Source organism: Serratia sp. Sp408 (assembly GCF_057180665.1).
The window spans coordinates 104,204-125,500 of the sequence record NZ_JBXUFT010000003.1; the positions used below are offsets into that span (position 1 = coordinate 104,204).

The 21,297-nt window shown below is 57.7% G+C and carries 18 protein-coding genes, 4 tRNA genes and 1 other RNA gene; 5 read left to right on the top strand and 18 right to left on the bottom strand.

Annotation, left to right across the window (positions count from 1 at the left end; translation table 11 throughout):
- Positions 1-5 precede the first annotated feature (5 nt).
- The 6 genes from uvrD to lptM all read right to left on the bottom strand — a co-directional run bounded on the left by uvrD (position 6) and on the right by lptM (position 5,806).
- Positions 6-2,168, bottom strand: a complete 2,163-nt coding sequence (uvrD, locus tag AC2AXP_RS12925) for a DNA helicase II (protein WP_198773607.1) — start codon at positions 2,166-2,168, stop codon at positions 6-8.
- Between the two features lie 77 nt (positions 2,169-2,245).
- Positions 2,246-2,962: a 5-amino-6-(5-phospho-D-ribitylamino)uracil phosphatase YigB gene (yigB, locus tag AC2AXP_RS12930; RefSeq protein WP_004957389.1), complete on the bottom strand. Its 717-nt coding sequence runs from the start codon at positions 2,960-2,962 to the stop codon at positions 2,246-2,248.
- Entirely contained in the window at positions 2,962-3,876 is a 915-nt protein-coding gene (gene xerC / locus AC2AXP_RS12935) for a tyrosine recombinase XerC (RefSeq protein ID WP_198773606.1), read from the bottom strand. The genes yigB and xerC overlap by 1 nt, the downstream gene beginning before the upstream one ends.
- On the bottom strand, positions 3,873-4,577 hold the full coding sequence (locus AC2AXP_RS12940; protein ID WP_004957385.1) for a DUF484 domain-containing protein: 705 nt from the start codon (positions 4,575-4,577) through the stop codon (positions 3,873-3,875). Before AC2AXP_RS12940 ends, xerC begins: the two co-directional genes overlap by 4 nt.
- A complete protein-coding gene (gene dapF / locus AC2AXP_RS12945; protein WP_004957382.1) occupies positions 4,574-5,398 on the bottom strand; it encodes a diaminopimelate epimerase in 825 nt (274 codons plus the stop codon). The genes AC2AXP_RS12940 and dapF overlap by 4 nt, the downstream gene beginning before the upstream one ends.
- Positions 5,399-5,599: 201 nt before the next feature.
- The gene (gene lptM / locus AC2AXP_RS12950; protein ID WP_310648681.1) at positions 5,600-5,806 is read right to left on the bottom strand and encodes an LPS translocon maturation chaperone LptM; all 207 of its coding nucleotides are present in this window, start codon (positions 5,804-5,806) and stop codon (positions 5,600-5,602) included.
- Positions 5,807-5,885: 79 nt separating this feature from the next.
- Between lptM and cyaY the strand changes: the two genes are divergently transcribed.
- Complete coding sequence (gene cyaY / locus AC2AXP_RS12955; protein WP_004957367.1) at positions 5,886-6,206, top strand: iron donor protein CyaY; 321 nt, start codon at positions 5,886-5,888, stop codon at positions 6,204-6,206.
- A gap of 54 nt (positions 6,207-6,260) precedes the next feature.
- Here cyaY and AC2AXP_RS12960 read toward each other — a convergent pair whose 3' ends face one another.
- Positions 6,261-8,816 (bottom strand): class I adenylate cyclase, encoded by a 2,556-nt coding sequence (locus AC2AXP_RS12960; protein WP_004957365.1) that lies wholly within the window; start codon positions 8,814-8,816, stop codon positions 6,261-6,263.
- A gap of 315 nt (positions 8,817-9,131) precedes the next feature.
- Between AC2AXP_RS12960 and hemC the strand changes: the two genes are divergently transcribed.
- The 4 genes from hemC to hemY all read left to right on the top strand — a co-directional run bounded on the left by hemC (position 9,132) and on the right by hemY (position 13,220).
- The gene (gene hemC, locus AC2AXP_RS12965; protein ID WP_004957362.1) at positions 9,132-10,073 is read left to right on the top strand and encodes a hydroxymethylbilane synthase; all 942 of its coding nucleotides are present in this window, start codon (positions 9,132-9,134) and stop codon (positions 10,071-10,073) included.
- Complete coding sequence (gene hemD, locus AC2AXP_RS12970; protein ID WP_004957359.1) at positions 10,070-10,807, top strand: uroporphyrinogen-III synthase; 738 nt, start codon at positions 10,070-10,072, stop codon at positions 10,805-10,807. Before hemC ends, hemD begins: the two co-directional genes overlap by 4 nt.
- A 91-nt stretch (positions 10,808-10,898) precedes the next feature.
- Positions 10,899-12,023, top strand: coding sequence for a uroporphyrinogen-III C-methyltransferase (hemX, locus tag AC2AXP_RS12975; RefSeq protein WP_039991525.1), 1,125 nt, complete (start codon positions 10,899-10,901; stop codon positions 12,021-12,023).
- Positions 12,024-12,026: 3 nt separating this feature from the next.
- Complete coding sequence (gene hemY / locus AC2AXP_RS12980; protein WP_004957355.1) at positions 12,027-13,220, top strand: protoheme IX biogenesis protein HemY; 1,194 nt, start codon at positions 12,027-12,029, stop codon at positions 13,218-13,220.
- A gap of 595 nt (positions 13,221-13,815) precedes the next feature.
- On the opposite strand, the gene AC2AXP_RS12985 is transcribed toward hemY, so the two are convergent.
- The 11 genes from AC2AXP_RS12985 to wzxE all read right to left on the bottom strand — a co-directional run bounded on the left by AC2AXP_RS12985 (position 13,816) and on the right by wzxE (position 21,296).
- Positions 13,816-13,986, bottom strand: coding sequence for a hypothetical protein (locus AC2AXP_RS12985; protein WP_198773604.1), 171 nt, complete (start codon positions 13,984-13,986; stop codon positions 13,816-13,818).
- 294 nt (positions 13,987-14,280) lie between these two features.
- Positions 14,281-14,410: non-coding RNA, RtT sRNA (locus AC2AXP_RS12990), on the bottom strand.
- Positions 14,411-14,523: 113 nt separating this feature from the next.
- Positions 14,524-14,600: transfer RNA gene (locus tag AC2AXP_RS12995), tRNA-Pro, on the bottom strand.
- Between the two features lie 75 nt (positions 14,601-14,675).
- Positions 14,676-14,762, bottom strand: a tRNA-Leu gene (locus tag AC2AXP_RS13000).
- A 46-nt stretch (positions 14,763-14,808) separates the two neighbouring features.
- Positions 14,809-14,884: transfer RNA gene (locus tag AC2AXP_RS13005), tRNA-His, on the bottom strand.
- 59 nt (positions 14,885-14,943) lie between these two features.
- A tRNA-Arg gene (locus tag AC2AXP_RS13010) sits at positions 14,944-15,020 on the bottom strand.
- 135 nt (positions 15,021-15,155) lie between these two features.
- The gene (thrP, locus tag AC2AXP_RS13015; protein WP_004957344.1) at positions 15,156-16,559 is read right to left on the bottom strand and encodes a bifunctional threonine/serine APC transporter ThrP; all 1,404 of its coding nucleotides are present in this window, start codon (positions 16,557-16,559) and stop codon (positions 15,156-15,158) included.
- Between the two features lie 279 nt (positions 16,560-16,838).
- Positions 16,839-17,579, bottom strand: a complete 741-nt coding sequence (gene wecG, locus AC2AXP_RS13020) for a lipopolysaccharide N-acetylmannosaminouronosyltransferase (protein WP_004957341.1) — start codon at positions 17,577-17,579, stop codon at positions 16,839-16,841.
- A gap of 14 nt (positions 17,580-17,593) precedes the next feature.
- Positions 17,594-18,967, bottom strand: coding sequence for an ECA oligosaccharide polymerase (gene wzyE, locus AC2AXP_RS13025; RefSeq protein WP_004957338.1), 1,374 nt, complete (start codon positions 18,965-18,967; stop codon positions 17,594-17,596).
- On the bottom strand, positions 18,964-20,049 hold the full coding sequence (locus AC2AXP_RS13030) for a TDP-N-acetylfucosamine:lipid II N-acetylfucosaminyltransferase (protein ID WP_484381735.1): 1,086 nt from the start codon (positions 20,047-20,049) through the stop codon (positions 18,964-18,966). Before AC2AXP_RS13030 ends, wzyE begins: the two co-directional genes overlap by 4 nt.
- Positions 20,046-21,296 (bottom strand): lipid III flippase WzxE, encoded by a 1,251-nt coding sequence (wzxE, locus tag AC2AXP_RS13035; RefSeq protein WP_004957335.1) that lies wholly within the window; start codon positions 21,294-21,296, stop codon positions 20,046-20,048. Before wzxE ends, AC2AXP_RS13030 begins: the two co-directional genes overlap by 4 nt.
- Position 21,297 lies beyond the last annotated feature (1 nt).

Sequence of the window (21,297 nt, forward strand, 5' to 3'; positions counted from 1 at the left end):
GACCGTCAGTCGGTTTCCAGCTTGGCGTAGGCCGCCACCAGCCATTTGATGCCTTCGCCCTGGAAGGCGATCTGCAAGCGGCTGTGTTCGCCGCTGCCTTCCAGGTTGACGATGGTGCCTTCGCCAAATTTGGGATGACGCACGCGCTGACCCAGTTTGTAGCCGGTGTCGTTTTCAGCGATCGGCGTGCCGATCCGTCGATGGCTGACCGGGCGCGATACGCTGGCGCGCAGGCGAACTTCTTCGATGCACTCCTCCGGGATCTCGCCGATAAAACGCGACGGGCGGTGATACACCTCTTTGCCGTACAGACGGCGGGTTTCGGCGTAGGTCAGCGTCAGCTTTTCCATCGCCCGCGTCAGGCCAACATAGGCCAGGCGACGCTCTTCCTCCAGCCGTCCACCTTCGTCCAGCGACATCTGACTCGGGAACATGCCTTCTTCGACGCCAACGATAAATACCTGTTTGAACTCCAGCCCTTTGGCCGAGTGCAGCGTCATCAATTGCACCGCGTCCTGATACGCATCGGCCTGCCCTTCGCCGGCTTCCAGCGCCGCATGCGACAGAAACGCCTGCAACGGCATCAGATCCTGGTCTTCGTCCTGGTAGCTGAACTGGCGCGTCGCCGTCACCAGTTCCTCAAGGTTTTCAATGCGCGCCTGGCCTTTTTCGCCCTTTTCCTGCTCGTACATGATAAACAGGCCCGAATCGCGGATCACCCTATCGGTCTGCACGTGCAGCGGCATATCGGCAGTTTCATGCGCCAGCGCGTCCACCAGTTCGCTAAAACGCTGCAGGGCAGACGCGGCACGGCCAGCCAGCACCTTGTCCTGCAATAGCGCCCGGGTGGCCTGCCACAGCGTCATCTGCCGATCGCGCGCCGTTTGGCGCACCACGTCCAGCGTGCGGTCACCGATGCCGCGCGTCGGGGTGTTCACCACCCGTTCAAACGCCGCGTCGTCATTGCGATTGGCAATCAGCCGCAGATAGGCCAGCGCATCCTTGATTTCCTGGCGTTCGAAGAAGCGCATGCCGCCGTAAATGCGGTACGGCATGGCGGTCTGCAACAGCGCTTCTTCCAGCACGCGCGATTGGGCGTTGCTGCGGTAGAGAATTGCGCAGTCGTTCAGCGCCCCGCCGTTGTCCTGCCAGCTCTTGATGCGGTTGACCACAAAGCGCGCTTCGTCCAGCTCGTTGAACGCGCAGTAGAGGGAAATCGGCTCGCCCTCGGCGCCGTCGGTCCACAGGTTTTTCCCCATGCGTCCGTCGTTGTTGGCGATCAGCGTGTTGGCAGCCTTGAGGATATTGCTGGTGGAACGGTAATTCTGCTCCAGACGGACGGTTTCGGCACCGGGGAAATCCTTCAGGAAGCGCTGGATGTTCTCTACCTGCGCACCGCGCCAGCCATAGATTGACTGATCGTCGTCGCCAACGATCATCACATTGGCGCGATCGCCCGCCAGCAGGCGGATCCAGGCGTACTGGATGCGGTTGGTATCCTGGAATTCGTCCACCAGAATATTGGTGAAGCGCTCGCGGTAATGGTTGAGAATGTGCGGCTTGTTCAGCCACAGTTCATGGGCGCGCAGCAGCAGTTCGGCAAAATCCACCAGCCCGGCGCGATCGCAGGCTTCCTGATAGGCCTGATAGATGCGCAGCCAGGTCGCTTCCACCGGATTGCCGTAGCTTTCAATGTGCTGTGGCCGCAGGCCGTCGTCTTTCTTGCCGTTGATGTACCACATCGCCTGACGCGGCGGCCACTGTTTTTCGTCGATATTCAGCGCGCGCACGATGCGTTTGAGCAGGCGTAGCTGGTCTTCGCTGTCGAGTATCTGGAAATCCTGCGGCAGATTGGCGTCCATGTGGTGGGCGCGCAGCAAGCGGTGCGCCAGGCCGTGGAAGGTGCCAATCCACATACCGCCCTGGCTGGTGCCAATCAGCTGCTCGATACGGTGGCGCATTTCCGCCGCCGCCTTATTGGTGAAGGTCACGGCCATGATCGAATACGGCGAACAGTTCTCTACCGATAGCAGCCAGGCAATGCGATGTACCAGCACCCGGGTTTTTCCGCTGCCCGCGCCTGCCAGCACCAACAGGTTGCTGCGTGGCGCCGCCACGGCTTCGCGTTGTTTATCATTCATGCTGTTGAGCAGATCGGAAACGTCCATAGGCACCATTAATTGGTAAGGGATAGCCGGCGTTACGCCGGTTTCCACTGGGAATTTATACAGAGTTCTGGCAGGGATTATAACAATGCTGTCAGCGATGCCAACTGCGAAATCTCAATATGTGGCAATAGGCGACTGTCAGCCGCCTGCATCAGGTTGCGCTGCCGATCGTTGATCCAGCAGGCCTGCAAGCCCGAGCGCAGCGCACCGGCAACGTCGGTGGTCAGGTCATCACCGACGTGCAAAATTGCCGCTGGCGCAACCTTCAGCCGTTCAGCAGCCAGATGGTACATATCCTGATAGGGCTTGGCGCGGCCATCCGGCCCGGAGCGCAGCACGAAGCTAAAGTAACCGTCCAGCCCGCACAGCGCCGGATCGGCATTGCCATTGGTGATAGCCACCAACGGATAGCGTTCAGCGAGCGCTTGCAGCGTCTGGTGGGTCGATGCCGGTACGTCGATGCGGCTACGCCACAACGCGAAGTTCTGCATTGCCGCGTCGGCGCCCAGTGCGGCTTCGGCATCGCGTAGCCCCTGCCGGGTCAGCGCCAGATGGATCGCACGCCAGCGCCATTGAGTAACGTCGTGGTAAATTTCCGGATCCTGCTCGCGCAGTTCCATGCGCAGACGGTGAAAATCCGCCGACTGGAAGTGGCTCAATCCCGGGTGATAGTCCTGCAAAAAGGCCACCGATTGCTGCTCGGTCTGCTTAATCACCGGGCGATTATCGTATAAGGTATCGTCCAGATCGAAGGTCAACGCCGCCAACTGGCGCAGCGGGCGGTAAAAATGCATCAGGATTTCCCCCGTTTGGCGCGTGGATGTGCCGCATCATACACGTTGGCCAGATGTTGAAAGTCGAGGTGGGTATAGATTTGGGTGGTGGTCAGGTTGGCATGGCCCAGCAATTCCTGCACCGCGCGCAGATCGCCGCTCGACTCCAGCATATGGGTGGCAAACGAGTGGCGCAGCTTGTGCGGATGAATATGGCTGCTGACGCCCTGCTTGACGCCCCACTCGGCAAAGCGCTTTTGCACGTTGCGCGGTGAAATACGCTTGCCCTGATTGGACAGAAACATGGCATCGTCGCCCGGAGCGAACAGCTCACGCAGCGCCAGCCAGTGTCCCAGCCAGGTCACCGCCGTGCGGCCAATCGGCAGTTTGCGCTCTTTGCTCCCCTTACCCATTACCCAGACTTCGCCGGCGGCCATATCGACGTGGCGACAATCCAGCCCGACCAGTTCGGACAGACGCAGCCCGGCGCCGTACATCACTTCCAACATGGCGCGATCGCGCACCGCCAGCGGATCGTTTAGATCGATCTCCAACAGTTGGCCCATTTCATCAACGTCGATGTTTTTGGGTAAATGACGGCCGCTACGCGGCGTGCGGATGCCCTTGGCCGGGTTGGCGACTATCTGCCCCTGGCTGACCAGCCAGTCGAGGAAGCTGCGCAGCGCGGAAAGCCGTAACGCCAGACTGGAAGATTGCAGGCCGGCGCGTTTGCTGCGCGCCGCCAGTTGACGTACGGTAGCGGCGTCCAACTGACGCCATTCGCTGACGCCCAGTTCGGCTGCCAGCGCCATTAGCGCCTGTAACTGGCGAGAGTAGCTGATTTGCGTCAGCGGACTGAGCTGACGTTCGACCTTGAGATAACGCAGAAAAGCGTCAACCGGCGGTTGCAGGCTGGCCGCTAGCGGCGGAGTCATGCGCGTTCGATCCAGCGTTCCAGTAGTTCCGGCAACATGCGCGCCAGCTGATTGAGCATCACGGTGCCCATGCCGGCTTGATAATGCTGCGTATCGCGACTGCTGAATATCACCATGCCCAGATCGCCGTTGGCGCCCAGTAGCGACAGGGCCACCGAACCCACCTGCTTGGCCTGTGGCAACAGCAGCAGCAGCTCAGGGCCGTTCAGGCTGCCAAGAAAATGATGTTCATCCCCCAGGCGCTGGATACGCAGCGGTTCAAACGCCGAACGCGACAGGCCCAGGTGGGTGAAGTCCGACGGCGCACCGATGTTCCAGCTGTCGTTGAACAGGCGGATATTGGCCCCAGCCAGACCGAAGCCGCGCGCCCAGCGTTGCAGACGGTTGAGCAGGTCTTGCAGACTGTCGGCGGTCGCCAGATTGGCCTGCAGATGCAACAGACTGCCAAACAGGGTTTCATTGGCGCTGGCCTGCTCCATCAGTAGGGTGATTTCTTCTTCCAGCCGATTGATGTGGTTACGCTGACGCGCCAGGTGCCATTCCACCAGCGACACGGTACCGCGCACCGGATGCGGCACGCGCATCTGCTCCACCTGCCGCGCATTGCGGATAAAGAAATCGGGATTTTGCCGCAGGTACTGCATTACGGCGTCGTCATCAAGCTCAATGGCCTCGACGGCCTGGTCCTCAACGCTTTTCATAAATGAATAAATCCGTCATAAACATGGGTTGCCGGACCGGTCATAAACAGCGGCGTACCCGGCCCTTTCCAACGTATATGCAGGCTGCCACCCGGCAGTTCTACATGTACCTCTTCTGACAGCAATTCCTGTTGAATCCCTACTGCCACGGCGGCACAAGCGCCGCTGCCGCAGGCCTGCGTTTCACCGGCACCGCGCTCGTAAACGCGCAGCTTGATGCGATCGCGACTGACCACCTGCATGAAACCGATATTGGCGCGCTCAGGAAAACGTTCGTGGCTTTCCAGCACCGGGCCAAGCAATTCTACTTTGGCGGTTTTTACATCATCTACCTGCAAAACACAATGTGGATTGCCCATCGATACCACGCCGGCCAACACCGTGTGTTCTGCAGCGCGCATGATGTAGGTTTTTTCCGCCTTGGCGGCGCGAAACGGCACCGTCTGGGGATCAAAATTCGGTTCGCCCATGTTGACGCACACCAGATCGTCGTCGGTCACGCTCAATACCATGCGGCCGGTTTGGGTGCTGACGCGAATATCGCGTTTGTTGGTCAGCCCCTTGAGACGCACGAAGCGGGCAAAACAGCGCGCACCGTTGCCGCACTGCGCCACTTCACTGCCGTCGGCATTAAAAATGCGGTAGTGGAAATCGAGCTCCGGATCGTATGGCGGTTCCACCACCAGTAGCTGGTCAAAACCGATGCCTAAATGCCGATCGGCCAGCCGGCGGATCAGCTCAGGTGAGAAATAGACATTCTGTGTTACGGCATCGACCATCATAAAGTCGTTGCCCAGACCGTGCATTTTGGAGAACTGCATATCATACTCCGCTATCTGGACGCGCTCTGCCCATCATACTGCAAGCCGCCTTGCCGCTAGCCTACGCTCCCTGGCCACATGGCCAGCGCCAGCCTTGCTCACGCCGGTCTGCGACCGATTTGCCACCGCGCCACCGCCGCGCTGCAACTTGCCTTCTTTTGGGTATACACTGTGTGCTAGCGCCCGGCACCGCGCATCGCGTTACTCTGCGCTCATCGACGGTTTTTGCTGTGAACCAGAAAGATCCTGCTGGTTCTTCTGTACGTGATCGCCAGTCGTCACCGGCGGCGTGGCCGGTTTTTGCGTTGCCGGATCGGCCGGTGGGAAGTACAGCGGCCCTTTCAGACCGCAACCGGAAAGCCCGGCGAGCGTCACTGCCAGCAGCGCATAGCGTAGTTGTTTTTTCATTTGCATTAATGCCTGTAATCCATGCATCCAAGCTCTCTATAATCGGTAGATGGATCATGAAAAGCAATAGGAATTGAATATGAACGACAGTGAGTTTCACCAGTTGGCTGACCAACTGATGCTTAATATCGAAGAGACGCTGGATGATTTCGATGGCGATGCCGACATCGATTACGAAACCAACGGCGGCGTGATGACGCTAAGTTTCGAAAACGGCACCAAAATCGTCATCAACCGCCAGGAGCCGTTGCACCAGGTCTGGCTGGCGACCAAGGCCGGCGGTTATCACTTTAACTACCGCGACGGCGACTGGATCTGCGATCGCAGCGGCCAGTCGTTTTATGCGTTGCTGAACGAAGCCGCCAGCACGCAGGCCGGGGAGTCGGTGCGCTTCGCCTAATTGCACTGGCCGTGGGGAACAGGGTGGCGTAAATGCTGCCCTGTTCCCTCGGAGTCAATGCAGTTGGTACTGCTGTTTTAGCGGCTGCGGCGCACTGCCATCGGGCACCGTGATGCACAGGCTCGACAGGGTGCTGCTGCGGAAAGGGATCACCTGCGTGCGGTCATCGATCTGCACGATCTGATAGAACTGCGGCAGGTTGAAGTTGATAAAGCTGGAACCGTAGGTAAAGCGATCGTGTGAGGACGAATAGAAGCGGCTAACGTCACGCACCAACTCCTCTTTGCTGCCTTCACAGTGGTGGTAGACCTCAACCCGATTCGACTCATCCAGAATATAGATGTTGAAGCCTTTATCATCGGTGGTGTCTTCGAAGAAGAACTGGATGATGCCTTCGCTGGCGAAGCCATCGACCACCGGCGGCAGATGCACCTGATCGGTTTCAACCTTGATCGACAGGCCGTGCAGCTTGTTGTTGGAAATCGCGCCATAAAATTCCACCGCGTTTTCCAGTTTTTGCACCGATACGCTTAACCGTTCGAAGAACAGCCCCCAGGTCTGACCGGCAACCCGCACCGCCTTGAAGCGCCCTGGCTCCAGGCGGGTGCTGGAAAGCCGCAGCTCGATGCATTCGGTTACCAACTGCTGAATACGGGTGCGGATCAGGCCACGCAAATGCTGGCTGTAACAGAACACCTCCACCGATTCCGGCGGCGCCGCATCCTGATGCATTTTACCCAGAATGGTTTTCAACGCCTCCAGCACCGACTGCTCACCGCTGAAATGCAGCGTACGCACCTCGTTCCATGAATTGCGGTACAGCAGATCGATACTGCCCACCAGACATTGCTGCTGCTGGCCAAAGCTGAATACGTCAAGCTTGCGGAAATCGAAGTGCACCACCTGATTGCGGAACGCGGCGGTCGGATCGTTTTCCAGATTGACGATAATCGCCAAATGGCGAATTTCGCACGGGCTGTACAGCGCCTTTGGCGTCGGTGCCGGCAGGCGCAGCGGGAAGCTGTGCGAGACGTCGGCCACCAGTTCCTGCAGCTTGGCGGTGTCACAGAGATTGCCGCTTTTGATATGCAGTCGGGTGCGGGAAGTCAGTAAGCCATTGAAGTACGCCCAGGCCACCAGCTTGTTCAGGTAGCGGTTATATTCCAATGGCTGATGGCTGACGATCGAATCCATGGCCGGCGCCTGATTGTACAGGTACCAACCGGTGCGGTTGGCACGGCCAATCGGCACATGAATAAAGGTCAAATCGCTTTCCGACAGGTCCGGAGAAATCTGCGGGTTAACCAGCGTCACCTTGCCCGGCAGCGCTTCAAACGCGGCATACAGCTTGCGAGTCAGCACGCCGATATCCTGCGGGCTGGCGCTGACGCTCAGGTTGTTGCGACGCGCGAAACGAATCAGATTGCGATAGCTCTGCATCATCGCATCAAGCAGTTCGTTGTGTGCTTCACGCACCCGTTCGATCTTCCAGTTGGCGCGGTTATCCAGCATTTCCAGACGGGCGTCATCCCAGCCCCATTCGCTGACCAGCTGGCCGAGTATTTCACGCCGCCAACCGACGCTGGTTTTGGCCTGCGACAGCTTTTCACAGACTTTGAGATAGAAACAGCGGCGTACCAGATCGAGGCGGGTGGTATCGTTGATTTGCGTGAGATAATGCGTAACGCGTTCCAGCATCATGCAATAGGAGTCAAGGCCGAAACAGACGATTTCACCTTGATGCAGCCGCTGCTTGATATGCGTTGCCAGCAGTTGCGTATTGGGATATTCCCAGGAGTAGGCTTCCAGCAACAGCGTTTTCAACACCGCCTTGTACGGCGAGTCGATGCTTTTATACAGTTGCCACAGGCTGGCGCCAAAGTATTCTTCCGCCGACAGGGTGCTCAGGCCGCCCAGATCCAGCCATTCGTTCGGCGTTAATGCCCCCTGGGCATACAGCGACAAAACGTATTCATCGTAATGGGCTTCTTCTTCGCACGGCACCATATTCCATAGAATACGCTTGCCGGCCAGGCGCACCGCGGTGCGATAGAATTCGTCGAGCAACAGGATATGCTGGGTAGAACCGCAGTCTTCGCCGCCCAGGTTGCCGCTTTCATTATGGCGGAATCTGTTTTCATCAATCAGGAAGAAGCTGACTTCCACGCCCATCGATGCCGCCCACTTCTCCAGCAGGCTGCATTTTTGCTGGAGCCGGTTACGCTCTTCATTATCGAGCCAGGACTGGTGGCATACCCAGATGTCGAGATCCGAGCTGCAACTCTGGCCGATCGATGAAGTGCTGCCCATCGAATATACGCCGGTGATCGGCAGTTCACCGCTGACAGGCTTGGCAAACGGGCTGCCCCATTTGTCTTCTAGATCGTTGAGATAATGCTGTTGGCTTTCGTCGGGCGTATACAGACAGATGCCGTGGGGAACGTTACCATTCAGGTAGCCCGGCATCAGTGGGTGATGGTGATGCAATAAAGTAGGCAGCAGACCGTAGACCCGTTGAAAAGCAGGTTTCATTGCCGCCAGGGCACGATCGACACGTAGTTGGTTGATCGCATCCAGTCTTTGTTTCAGTGTCTCGATGTAGAGGTACAAGACGTCTCGCCTGATTATCCCGGTGCTTGGAAAAAAACCCGTATTCCATAAGCGTCGTTAGGTTTAGAAGAATATTTGACAACTTATTGCTGGAAACGTGATCAATTTAACACCTTGCTGATTGACCGTAAAGAAGCTAACGCGACACACTTATTGTAGCGCTTTTCTAAACGATTACCCGCAGTGTCAACTGCCCCTAAATTTCATCCACCTCCCTTTGATTCCGTTGTCCTTTCTTCGCCTGTGGCTTCTTACACTGACAGTTTTCATCCTCGGTGGTAGGATGGACGGCGAAATATTAAAACGGTAACAAGCATGTTAGACAAAATTATTCGAATTGCCACCCGACAAAGCCCACTCGCGCTCTGGCAAGCACATTATGTGCAACAGCGCCTGATGGCAAGTCATCCTGATTTGCAGGTCGAGCTGGTGCCGATGGTCACGCGCGGCGACATCATTCTGGATACGCCACTGGCGAAGGTCGGCGGTAAGGGTCTGTTTGTCAAAGAGCTTGAGCTGGCGCTGCTGGAAGGCAGAGCCGACATCGCCGTGCACTCGATGAAAGACGTGCCGGTGGAGTTTCCCGCCGGGCTCGGCCTGGTGACCATTTGTGAGCGCGACGATCCGCGCGATGCATTTGTATCAAACCGTTTCGCTTCCCTCGATCAACTGCCGCAGGGCAGCGTGGTCGGCACATCCAGCCTGCGCCGCCAATGCCAGTTGCGCCAGCGTCGCCCCGATCTGCTGGTGCGCGATCTGCGCGGCAACGTCGGCACCCGCCTGGCCAAACTGGATAACGGCGATTATGACGCCATCATTCTGGCGGTGGCCGGGCTGAAGCGCCTGGGCCTTGAGCAGCGCATTCGCAGCCCGATGAGCCCGGAAGAATCCCTGCCGGCGGTCGGTCAGGGTGCGGTAGGCATTGAATGCCGGCTTGACGACGCGGTGACCCGCGCCCTGCTGGCCCCGTTGAATCATGAACTCACCGCCACCCGAGTGCGGGCGGAACGCGCCATGAACACCCGGCTGGAAGGCGGGTGCCAGGTGCCAATCGGCAGCTATGCCGAGCTGGACGGCGATACGCTGTGGCTACGCGCACTGGTCGGCGCGCCGGACGGCAGTCTGATGGTGCGCGGCGAACGCCGTGGCCCGGCGGCACAGGCCGAACACATGGGCATCGAGCTGGCGGAAGAACTGCTGGCCAAGGGCGCCCGCGATATTCTGCGTGACGTTTATCAAGGGAATCCCCCGGCATGACGATCCTGGTAACCCGCCCTTCCCCGTTTGGCGAACAGTTGGTGAGCCGCCTGCGCGTACTCGGACGGGTTGCCTATCATGCGCCGCTGATTGACTTCGCCCCCGGTGGCGATCTGCCGATTCTGCCGCAGGCGTTGCAGCAACAGCGCGAGGGCGACCTGGTCTTTGTGCTGTCGCAGCACTCGGTGAACTACGCCAATTCGGTGATGGGGCGTGCCGGGTTGCCTTGGCCGACCAAACCACGCTATTACGCCATTGGTCGTAACACCGCGCTGGCCTTGCACCGCATTACCAGCCTGCCGGTAGAATTCCCGCAAGAGCGCCAGATCAGCGAAACGCTGCTATTATTACCGGCCTTGCAAAAGCTCGACGGCAAGCAGGCGATGATTCTGCGCGGCAATGGCGGCCGTGAACTGTTGGGCGATACATTGCGCGAACGCGGCGCCAACGTCAGCTATTATGAATGTTATCAACGCAGCCCGGTGCATTATGACGGCGCCGAGCAAAGCGCTCACTGGCAACGCGCCGGGGTTGATACGCTGGTCGTCACCAGCGGCGAAATGTTACAACAGCTCTATAATCTGGTTCCTGATTACTATCGCGCGTCGTGGCTACTGCGCTGCCGGCTGATAGTAGTGAGCGAACGCCTGGCGACCCAGGCCCGGGATCTGGGCTGGAGCACCATTCGGGTCGCCGAGAATGCCGATAATGACGCGTTGATTCGCGCGCTGTAGCCTAAACAGTTCGAGTAGCATCGCGGCCGCATGGATGCGGCTTGAAGCAACACAGAAGACAACAATAAACCTGACTATGGGATGTGCCACTATGACGGAACAAAATACCCCATCCGCCCCGGTTGAAGAGCCAGCCCGTGCGGTTGAGAGCCCCCAGCAGCCAGAGGCTGATAGCCGCAAGGGCAAAAATAGCGGCCCACTGCTTGGTGCTATCGCCATCGTGCTGGTAATCGCGCTGGGCGCCGGCGGTTATTACCATACGCACCAGCAGGCACAGGCGCTGATCGCCGCCAACCAGACCCTGCAACAACAGCTGAGCGCACTCAAACAGAGCCAGCAGCAGGAAAAAAACGCGTTGGAAGGTCTGTTGCAGCAGCAGGGAAAAACCCTTGATGCTGCCGACCGCGAACAAAACTCGCTGGCGCGCCAGTTGACCGAATTACAGGAAAAAGTCGCGACCATTTCAGGTAGCGACGCCAAAACCTGGCTGTTGGCGCAGGCCGACTTCCTGGTGAAAATGGCCGGCCGCAAACTGTGGAGCGATCAGGACATCACCACCGCCGCCGCGCTGCTAAAGAGCGCCGACGCCAGCCTGGCAGACATGAACGATCCCAGCCTGCTCGAGGTGCGGCGCGCCATCACTGAAGACGTCAGCACGCTGTCTACCGTTTCACAGGTGGATTTCGACGGCATTATTCTGAAGGTCAATCAGTTGTCCAATCAGGTGGATAACCTGCGCCTGGCGGATAACGACAGTGACGAAGCGCCGATGGATGAAGACAGCACCGAGCTGTCCAGCTCATTGAGCGAATGGCGGCAAAATCTGAGCAAAAGCTGGCATAACTTTATGGCCGACTTTATTACCATTCGCCGCCGTGATACCAGCGCCGAGCCACTGCTGGCACCCAACCAGGATATCTACCTGCGTGAAAATATCCGTTCACGCCTGCTGGTGGCCGCCCAGGCGGTGCCGCGCCATCAGAACGAAACCTATAAACAGTCGCTGGAAACCATCTCCACCTGGGTTCGCGCCTACTTCGACACCACCGACCCGGCGACCAAGGCCTTCCTTGAAGAGCTGGACGCGCTGAGTCAGCAACCGGTGTCCATGGACGTACCACAACAGCTGAAGAGCCAGCCGCTGCTGGAAAAACTGATGCAGAGCCGGGTACGTAATCTGTTGGCGCAAGGTGCTGCCACTCACCAGGAGGGATAAGCCATGTTACGCGTGTTATTCCTGTTCCTGGTGTTGATCGCCAGCGTGGTGGTGGGGCCGATGCTGGCCGGCCATCAAGGCTACGTGCTGATCCAGACCGATAATTACAATATTGAAACCAGCGTCACCGGCCTGGCGATCATGGGGATTTTGCTGTTCGTGGTGCTGTTGGTCATCGAATGGATCCTGCGGCGCATTTTCCGTACCGGCGCGCGCACCCGCGGCTGGTTCCTTGGTCGTAAGCGCAGCCGTGCACGCAAGCAAACCAAAGCCGCGTTGATCAAACTGGCAGAGGGAGATTACAAACAGGTTGAAAAACTGCTGACGCGCAATGCCGATCATGCAGAACAGCCGGTAGTAAACTACCTGCTGGCGGCCGAAGCGGCGCAGCAACGCGGTGACGATTTCCGTACCAACCAATACCTGGAGCGCGCGGCCGAAGCGGCGGATACCGACCAACTGCCGGTAGACATCACGCGGGTGCGTATTCAGCTGGCGCAGGGCGAAGCGCATGCCGCACGCCACGGCGTCGATCGCCTGCTGAACCAGGCGCCGCGTCATCCGGAAGTGCTGCGGCTGGCGGAGCAGGCCTACCTGCGTACCGGCGGCTATGCGTCACTGCTGGAAATACTGCCGTCGATGAGCAAAATCAATCTGCATAGCGAAGAACAATTGCAGGCGTTGCAGCAACAGGCTTATATCGGCCTGATGAATCAGGCGATGGCGGATGAAGGCAGCGAAGGCCTGAAGCGTTGGTGGAAAGACCAAAGCCGCAAGACCCGCCACGAGGTGCCGTTGCAGATAGCGATGGTGGAACACCTGATCGAATGCAACGATCATGACATGGCGCAGGAGATCGTCATCGATAGCCTGAAGCGTCAGTATGACGAGCGTTTGGTGCTGCTGATCCCACGCATCAAGTCTGGTAATGCGCAACAGTTGGAAAAGGCGCTGCGTCAGCAGATCAAACAACATGGTGCAACGCCGCTGCTGAACAGCACCCTGGGTCAGCTGTTGATAAAGCATGGCGAATGGCAGCAGGCCAGCGACGCGTTCCGCGAAGCGCTGAAGCAACGGCCGGACGCTTACGATTACGCCTGGCTGGCAGACGTGCTGGAGAAACTCCACCGCTCGGAAGAAGCCGCCCAGATGCGCCGCGAAGGGCTGATGCTCACGCTCAAGCAGAACGGCGAGTAAGCCACAACGGTTGATTCACAAGGCGTGACCTCTGGTCACGCTTTTTTTTCGCCGTGGTCTGGGGCTGCGAATCATTTACCATCGTGATACGTGAGAGACGTAGCCAATAAACAGGCGGCGTGAAGGATGCAGAAAAAAAAACACTTGCCGTAACGACAAGTGTATAAAGAAGCAATCAGGTCTTGGACAACAGGGGTGGTGCCTCACTCAACGTTATGCCCGCAGTGTGATGTCCGCATCGCAAGCGATGTATTCATCGTTCTGGTGGGCAATAGGCACCCTAAATCGGCTCTGCGTCATTCCCAGGGTTTATGAGGCCATGTGGCGAACATAAGAGGTGGAATGAGCATCTACGCTATAGGTATTGCACTTGGCGTGCCAACTTCGCATTATTGCTCCGCCAAGCCGATAAAATCGCCATTAATCGTTTGAATGGAAAAGGATTTTATTCTTCCCTTCCGTTTCCGCCGGCGTTTGACCCGCCTACCCCGCCGTTTCGCCGCCGATGCCAACTGTCGCCTAAAAACGACGACTTAAGGTAAAGTTATTTTATACCTTAATTTTCAGTAGGTTATATGTCTCTTACTGGCGACAATCATCCCGTCGGCTGTCGCAGATTACCGACATCCGACGGCTGTATCACCTGCTGTTGCAACCAGCTGCGCTGTAACTGCTGCAGTTGCTCGCCGAGCAACGACCACAATGCCTGTTCGCAATGGGATAACACCGCCTCCTGGCGCCGTATCAAAGCGATGGTGCGCACCATACGCGGCTCCACCAGCGGCATGAGGTGACCAATCAGGCATGCCGGCAACGCGTCCCTCTACCTGTTGCTTGGCGTGTTCACCTTGCCGCCGGGAATGATGTTCGGTGCGGATCTTGGTATTTCGGCCATTCACTGCTGGCTATCTGGTGCGTAGCATTACTGATGTTGGCGATGGCGGTATTGATTGGCGCTGTCGGTCTACCGCAGTGACCCAACGGCCAACGCCGCTACCGGGCTTGGTTCAAGATAAACTACAGACGAAAAAAACCTGCTTTAAAAAGCAGGTTTTTCGAATGATGGTTGGCGAGAGAGGATTACGCGCATCTGCGATGCTTGCCCTACGGGCCGTTGCTAAAGCAACGTGGTCTCGCTGCGCTCGGCTCAAACCTCCTTCGGAGGCTATTTCGCGCGTCCTGCGCTCTTCCCTGCGGGCCAACGCCGAGGCGTTGTTCAAAACTGTTCCCGACAGTTTTGTCTTCATCCTCTTATAAAATCCGGGCGTAAAAAAACCCGCTTAAAAGCGGGTTTCTTTGAAAGTGGTCGGCGAGAGAGGATTCGAACCTCCGACCCACTGGTCCCAAACCAGTTGCGCTACCAAGCTGCGCTACTCGCCGATTCTGTGTTGCTGATACTACGCAATTTCAAAGCTTATGTCTATGTAAATATTAAAATTTATCAGACATTTTGTGTGGTGCGAAGAGAGGGACTTGAACCCTCACGTCCGTAAGAACACTAACACCTGAAGCTAGCGCGTCTACCAATTCCGCCACCTTCGCACTGTCACAAAATCGCTTTTACTCTTTCTTTACCCCTTGGGTAAAGTGGGGTGGCTAATGGGACTCGAACCCACGACAACTGGAATCACAATCCAGGGCTCTACCAACTGAGCTATAGCCACCATTTCTTTACTACTTCACGCGGTAATGATACCACCGCAGCTCTTGCGCACAAACTTAATGGCGCGCCCGACAGGATTCGAACCTGAGACCTCTGCCTCCGGAGGGCAGCGCTCTATCCAGCTGAGCTACGGGCGCGTAGCGCCGTTGCGGGTGGGGATACTACGGTTTTATCCCAATCCTGTCTAGTGCTTTTTCGCAGAAATGTTGTGTTTGATTACGCTTTGCGCAGTCCAACGCAGGAAAGGGCTGTCCGTAGCCTGTTTCCATCGCTTATTGCTGCTTTTCTGGCCGAATTTCAGCCTGATGCTGTTTCTTGTGCATGCCGAAAACAACGTAACACAGACTGACCAGCGCCAGGAAAATCGTTCCGACCAGCAGTGAAATACGCGTATCCGGATTGATTCCCATGCCAACCAGCACGCAAAGCAGGAAAGCAATGGTCAGATAGTTTATGTACGGGAACATGATCGACTTGAAGGCGTGGGTCTTGATCGCCTCCTGATGCGCACGACGGAAGTAAAGCTGGCTTATCAGCACCACGAACCATGGCACCATGCCCGGCAGCACGCTGGCGCTGTAGACATAGACGAACACCTGTTGCGGGTTTGGAATCAGGTAGTTCAACGCCGACCCCAGCAACAGGCAGGCAATGGTCACGGCGATACAGTAGACCGGCACGCCGCTGGCGGAGAGTCGGGTCAGCACCGCCGGCAGTTGGCGATTGTTGGCCAACGCGTACAGCATGCGCCCGCCGCTGTACATGCCGCTGTTACAGCCGGACAGCGCGGCGGTCAGTACCACGAAGTTGATAATGCCGGCGGCGGCCACAATGCCGATTTTGGCAAAGGTCAGCACGAACGGGCTGCCAGCGGTGCCGATGCCGTTCCATGGGAAGATGGTAACGATCACGAAAATCGCCCCGACGTAAAAAATCAGGATGCGCCACAGGATGTTGTTGATCGCGCGCTTTAACGTCACCTGTGGATTTTTGGCCTCACCGGCGGTAATGCCCACCAGTTCCACGCCCTGATAAGAAGCGACCACGATACACAGTGCAAACAGGAACCCCTTCCAGCCACCGGCAAAGAAGCCGCCGTGCGCCGTCAGGTTGGCAAAACCAATCGGTTGGCCGCCGTTGCCGAAACCAAAGAAAATCACCCCCAGCCCCACCAGGATCATCACGATAATGGTAGTGACCTTGATCATGGCGAACCAGAACTCCAACTCACCGTACAAACGCACCGCCGCCAGGTTGGCCAATGCCACCATCGCCACGGCAATCAACGCCGGCAGCCATTGCGGTATTTCCGGGAACCAGAACTGTACGTAGACGCCGATAGCGGTAATTTCCGAAATGCCGACCGCGATCCACATAAACCAGTATCCCCAGGCGGTCAGATAGCCAAAGTAGGGGCTCATGTACTTATGTGCGTATACCGCGAACGAACCGGCTACCGGCTCCAGGAACAGCATCTCGCCCATCGAACGCATGATAAAGAACACAAACAGCCCGGCAATGATGTAAGCCAGCAGCACCGAAGGCCCCGCCCATTTCAAGGTACTGGCCGATCCCATGAACAGGCCGACGCCAATGGTGCCACCCAGCGCAATCAGTTCGATGTGTCGGGCTTCCAGCCCACGCTGTAGCCCCTGCGGTTTTTCTTTGCTTGCCATAATTCCTCTGTCGTTACTCTTTTGCCGTGTTTGCGTCTGTCGTTATAGTTTTAACCGGCCAGCTGCGGCCAAAATGGTGCCAGACCCGTGGTTTAAGGCCGTGGGGCGCGATCGTTCCGTATTTTGCCGCTATAAGCAAACCGCAATTTAAAATGTTATGAAATAAGCAGAGGGAAAATAGTAACGGCAAGTTATAGATATGCTGGGTATTTATGCAAAAAGCAGGATATTTAAACACTATTGAAGGCCGGAGCAGCATAAGCCGCCCCGGCAACGGCGTTACAATTTGCCGCCGTAATAGTAAGCGACGAATCTCAGCAGTTTGATCTGCCGGCGGATGCGGCTCGGTTGGCTAAGCAGCCGATACAGCCACTCCAGTCCCATGTTCTGCCAAACCTTGGGAGCGCGCTTGACGTGACCGGTAAAGACGTCGTAAGTGCCACCCACGCCCATATACAGCGCCTGTGGATGTACTGCTCGGCAGTCACGCATCAGGATTTCCTGCTTCGGCGATCCCATCGCCACGGTGACGATCGCCGCCCCGCTGGCGTGAATACGCGCAAACAGCGCGTCACGCTGCTCCGGCTTAAAGTAACCGTCCTGCGTGCCGACGATATTCACCTGCCATTGGCGGCGCAGTTTGTCTGCCGTTTCCGCCAGTATCGCCGGCTTGCCGCCAATCAAGAACACCGGCGTGCCTTGCTGACCGGCACGCTGCATCAGCGCCTCCCACAGATCGGCCCCCGCCACGCGTGAAACCTCGGCGCCGGGAAACTTGCGGCGCATTGCCCGCACCATGCTGATACCGTCGGCGTACTTATACTCCGCGCCGTCCAGCAAGGCGCGTAACTCGGCATCCTGCTCGGCCGCCAGCAGCTTTTCCGCATTCATCGCCACCAGGGTGCCCTGCTTCATCTTGCCGCCGTCGAACAAAAAATCCAGACAGTGCGCCATATTACGGAACCCCCACAGGCGAAAACCGCGCAGCGCATATTGAGGAACCGAAACCTTTGTTTCCATTGTTATTGTTACCCTTACAGTAATCCGTCAGCGCGCGGGGCGGCGGCCTGTTGCAGCGTACGGGAACGCATCACCCGCGCCTTGATCAACCCCGCCGCATCAAACAGCCAGTACAGTAGTTTCGCCAGCACCAGGCAGGCGCCAAAAATAAGGCAGAAGAACACCACGCGCGAGACGAACGAATCCAGCCCTTCGCGCGCCAGCACAATCATGTTAAATACCGCGCCAAAACAGAAGGCTTGCAGAATAGCCGCTTTATAGCGGTTCTCTTCGCTGCGTCCCAGCTCATATAGCCAGTCGAACCATTTGATGATCAAACCGACCACCACCGCCCCCAGCGGAATAAACAGCGCCCCGCCCATCACCACCAGCGAACCGATCAGCGTCGGCGAGATCGCCAACCCGGAATTGTTTTCCAGCACTTCCCAGGTAAAGTAGTTGGCGGTATTGAGCACCACGTCCGGCCGGCCCGGCCACAGCCAGGAAGGGATGAACACGTAAAAATCGCGCACGATCGGCGCCAGCCCCTGGAAATCGATTTTGTCGTAGTTTTGCAGCAGCAACGCCAGGTTTTCCCACGGCGAGAAGGTATCGCGCGTCAGGTACAGGAAGGTATAAAACGCCTCTGCGCCGCTGACGTCGAGGCTATAGCGCTTCAGCGCCAGCCAGAACATGCCGACAATGCCGAACACCCCGGCGGCCGCCAGCATCCACAGCGTAATCCAGCCGCGTACGATGCCGATAAACAGGAACAGGGCAAAGGCAATGATGATGTTGGCGCGCGTGCCGCCGACGATGACGTAGGTCAGAATGCCGAACGACACCGTGGCCGCCAGGAAGAAGAACCATGCGCGCACGTCCTGTTTGAGGAAGTACACCACCAGCATCGCCGGAATAAAGAAATAGAAAAAGCGCTTGAGCGCCACGCCGGACACGTCACTGGAGAAAATCTGGCTGTAGGAGTTTAGCTTGAACAACAGGAAACCGTTCTGCATAAAGAAAATGCCGACGGTACCGATAGCCACCAGCGCCAACAGTACCCAGGTCAGGTTGGTTTCCACCCGGTTCATGCTAAACACCGGCTTGCGTACTTCGCGGCTGCGCTGGCGCAAGCGGGTTTTGTAGCTGACATAATAAATGGCATAAAAGCAGGTGGCGGACAGCAGCGCATACAGCAGATACTCCACCGGCACGATTTCCACACCGAACTGAAACACCAGCAGGCAGCTCAACGGGAAGCCGAAGAAAAACGTCAGCAGATACAGCAACGAAAAGAACACGTTGAAGTTAAAGCGAATGCGTCGAAACTCCTGATAGGTCAGGGTGAGAATAAACACCAGACCGATCAGGTAAACGACAAACAACCCACCAAATTGCGCTAGCGTCATGGCGTTTCTCCCGCAGCCAGCGCCAACGCCTGCTGCCAGCCATCGACGTAGTTCGGATTGAAGAAGGCGATGTCTTGCTTGTCGACCGCTGCCAACTGGCGCTGCGCTTCGCGTACCACCGCTTCATCCAGCGAGTCACCGTAGAACAGCACCGGCAAATGTTGTTCGGCCAGATCCTGCCAGAACGGGTTCTGACGGCTGAGCACGAACGGCACGCCAAACTGAATCAGCAGGCACAGCGTGCCAATACCCTGCTGGCGATCAAAGATAAAGTACCCCAGATCGCAGCTGCGCAGCATGTTCAGGTAATCGTCGAACGCCACCTGCCGGGTCAGCAACTGCAGGTTTTTGTCGCCGAACAGCTGCACACCCGCCGCCCGCACCTGTTCGATATAGCCGTCGTTGTTGGCCGGATAGCCCATGGGTACTATCACCCGCACGCCAGCGCCAAACTGCTGGTGGATAGCGGTCAGCGCTTCTATATGGCGGTTGGTGCGGTCGCCGGAGTTACCCACCAGAATGGTCATCGGACCGGCGAGGTTTTTTTCGACGTCCACGCCGGTGAGCGCCGGATCCATACGGGTCGGGAAATACAGCAGCGACGCCGGTACCCGGGCGTGGCGTTGCTGGTAATGAATCAGATCGCCGCGCGTGGCAAACACGTGTCCAACCCGCCCTTGTGCAATACGGCGCAGCAGATAGAACAGCCGGAACTTCCAACTGGTGGCGTTTTCGTACAGATCCGCGCCCCAGATATGCCAGCTCACCTGGCGCGGCGCGATTTTACCGCTTAGCAGCGCCAGCCATAGCGTGGGGTTGAACTGTCCATGCCAGAAGTAACGGCTGTCGCGATCGGCGCCGGCGCGAGCTATCACCGCCTGCGCCAGGCTTTTCTTGTCCGGAAAGCTCTCGATTGTCAGCGCAGGAAACTGCCCCAACGCCGCCACGTCCTGCGCCGCGACCATAAAATGGCTCACCTGCCCGGATGGCAGGCGGGTTGCCAGCACGTCATTGAAGAAGCGCAGCACGGTCTGATTGTGATGAGGGATATCAGATCCCAGTACGTGAATCAGTATGGTCATACTCGTCTACGATAAAGAATAAATATCAGGCTACACAGCGTGAAATACACGATGTAGGTGGCCATATAGGCTTGTGCCGCGCCCAACGCCCCGTGCAGCGGGATCAGCCAATGCGCGAACGCCGTCAGCAGGACAAACTGGCTGACTTCGGCCAACAGGTAAAAACGTAGCGACGCTTTGGCGATCACCAGATAACCAAACACGTAGGCGCCGACCTTCAGCACGTCGCCCACCAGTTGCCAGGCGAACAGATCGCGCATGGCGATAAACTTGTCCGAAAACAGCAGCCAGATGGCGAAGTCGCGCAGCAGCCAGACGGCAAAGCTCGCGGCGGCCACCGCCGGTAGCACGAACGTCAGCGAGCGGACGATTTCGCGGGTAATCGCCCCTTTGTCGCTCAAACGCGACAACGTCGGCAGCAGATAAACGGTAAACGATGCGGTGATAAACTGCAGGTAGGCATCGGAAATGCTGCTCACCCCCTGCCAAATCCCCACCTCGTCCCAGCTGTAATGCGCCGCCAGCAGGTTACGCATCATGACATAGGCCACCGGCAGCGTCACGGAGGTGATCAGCGCCATGATGGTGAACTTGCCCAGATGGCTGGCCAACGCCTTGTCCCATGCCAGCGCCAGATAGCGCAACGGCAGGTTGTCGCGCCGCCACAGCAGTATGCCCGCCGGCAGCACCACCAGCGCCGGCACCAGCGCCAGTCCGGCCAGCGCCCCCTCGTAACCGCCCAGTTTGAAGCAGATGACAAAGGCGACAACGCCAATCAGGCTGCCGCCAATCACCGCAGCGGCGTTACCCATCGCGTCGCGATAGCCCTTGAGAATGGCTAAAAACAGGTTGGCGTAGGCGATGCCCATCTGAATAAACGCCACCGCGCGTATCACGTTGACGTATTGCGCATGGCCAAACAGCCCAATGCTGATCGGCTGTGCCGCAAACAGAAACACCAACGCCAGCAGCGTCGAAAAGCCGAGCACAATGCTGGACGCGGTGCCGACCGCCATGCGCAGGCGCTGCGGATCCTGGTGAAACTCCGCCACGTACTTGGTGACGCCATTAAAAATCCCGGCGCCGGACAGCACGCCGAGCACGGTAATCAACTGGCGGAAGTTACCCGCCTGGCCAACGCCGCTGGGGCCGAACGCCACCGCCAGCAATTTGACCACCAGCAACCCCACGCCAATCTTGATCAGCGTAGAGCCGGCGGTCCAGACCGATGCTTTTGCCAACGACATA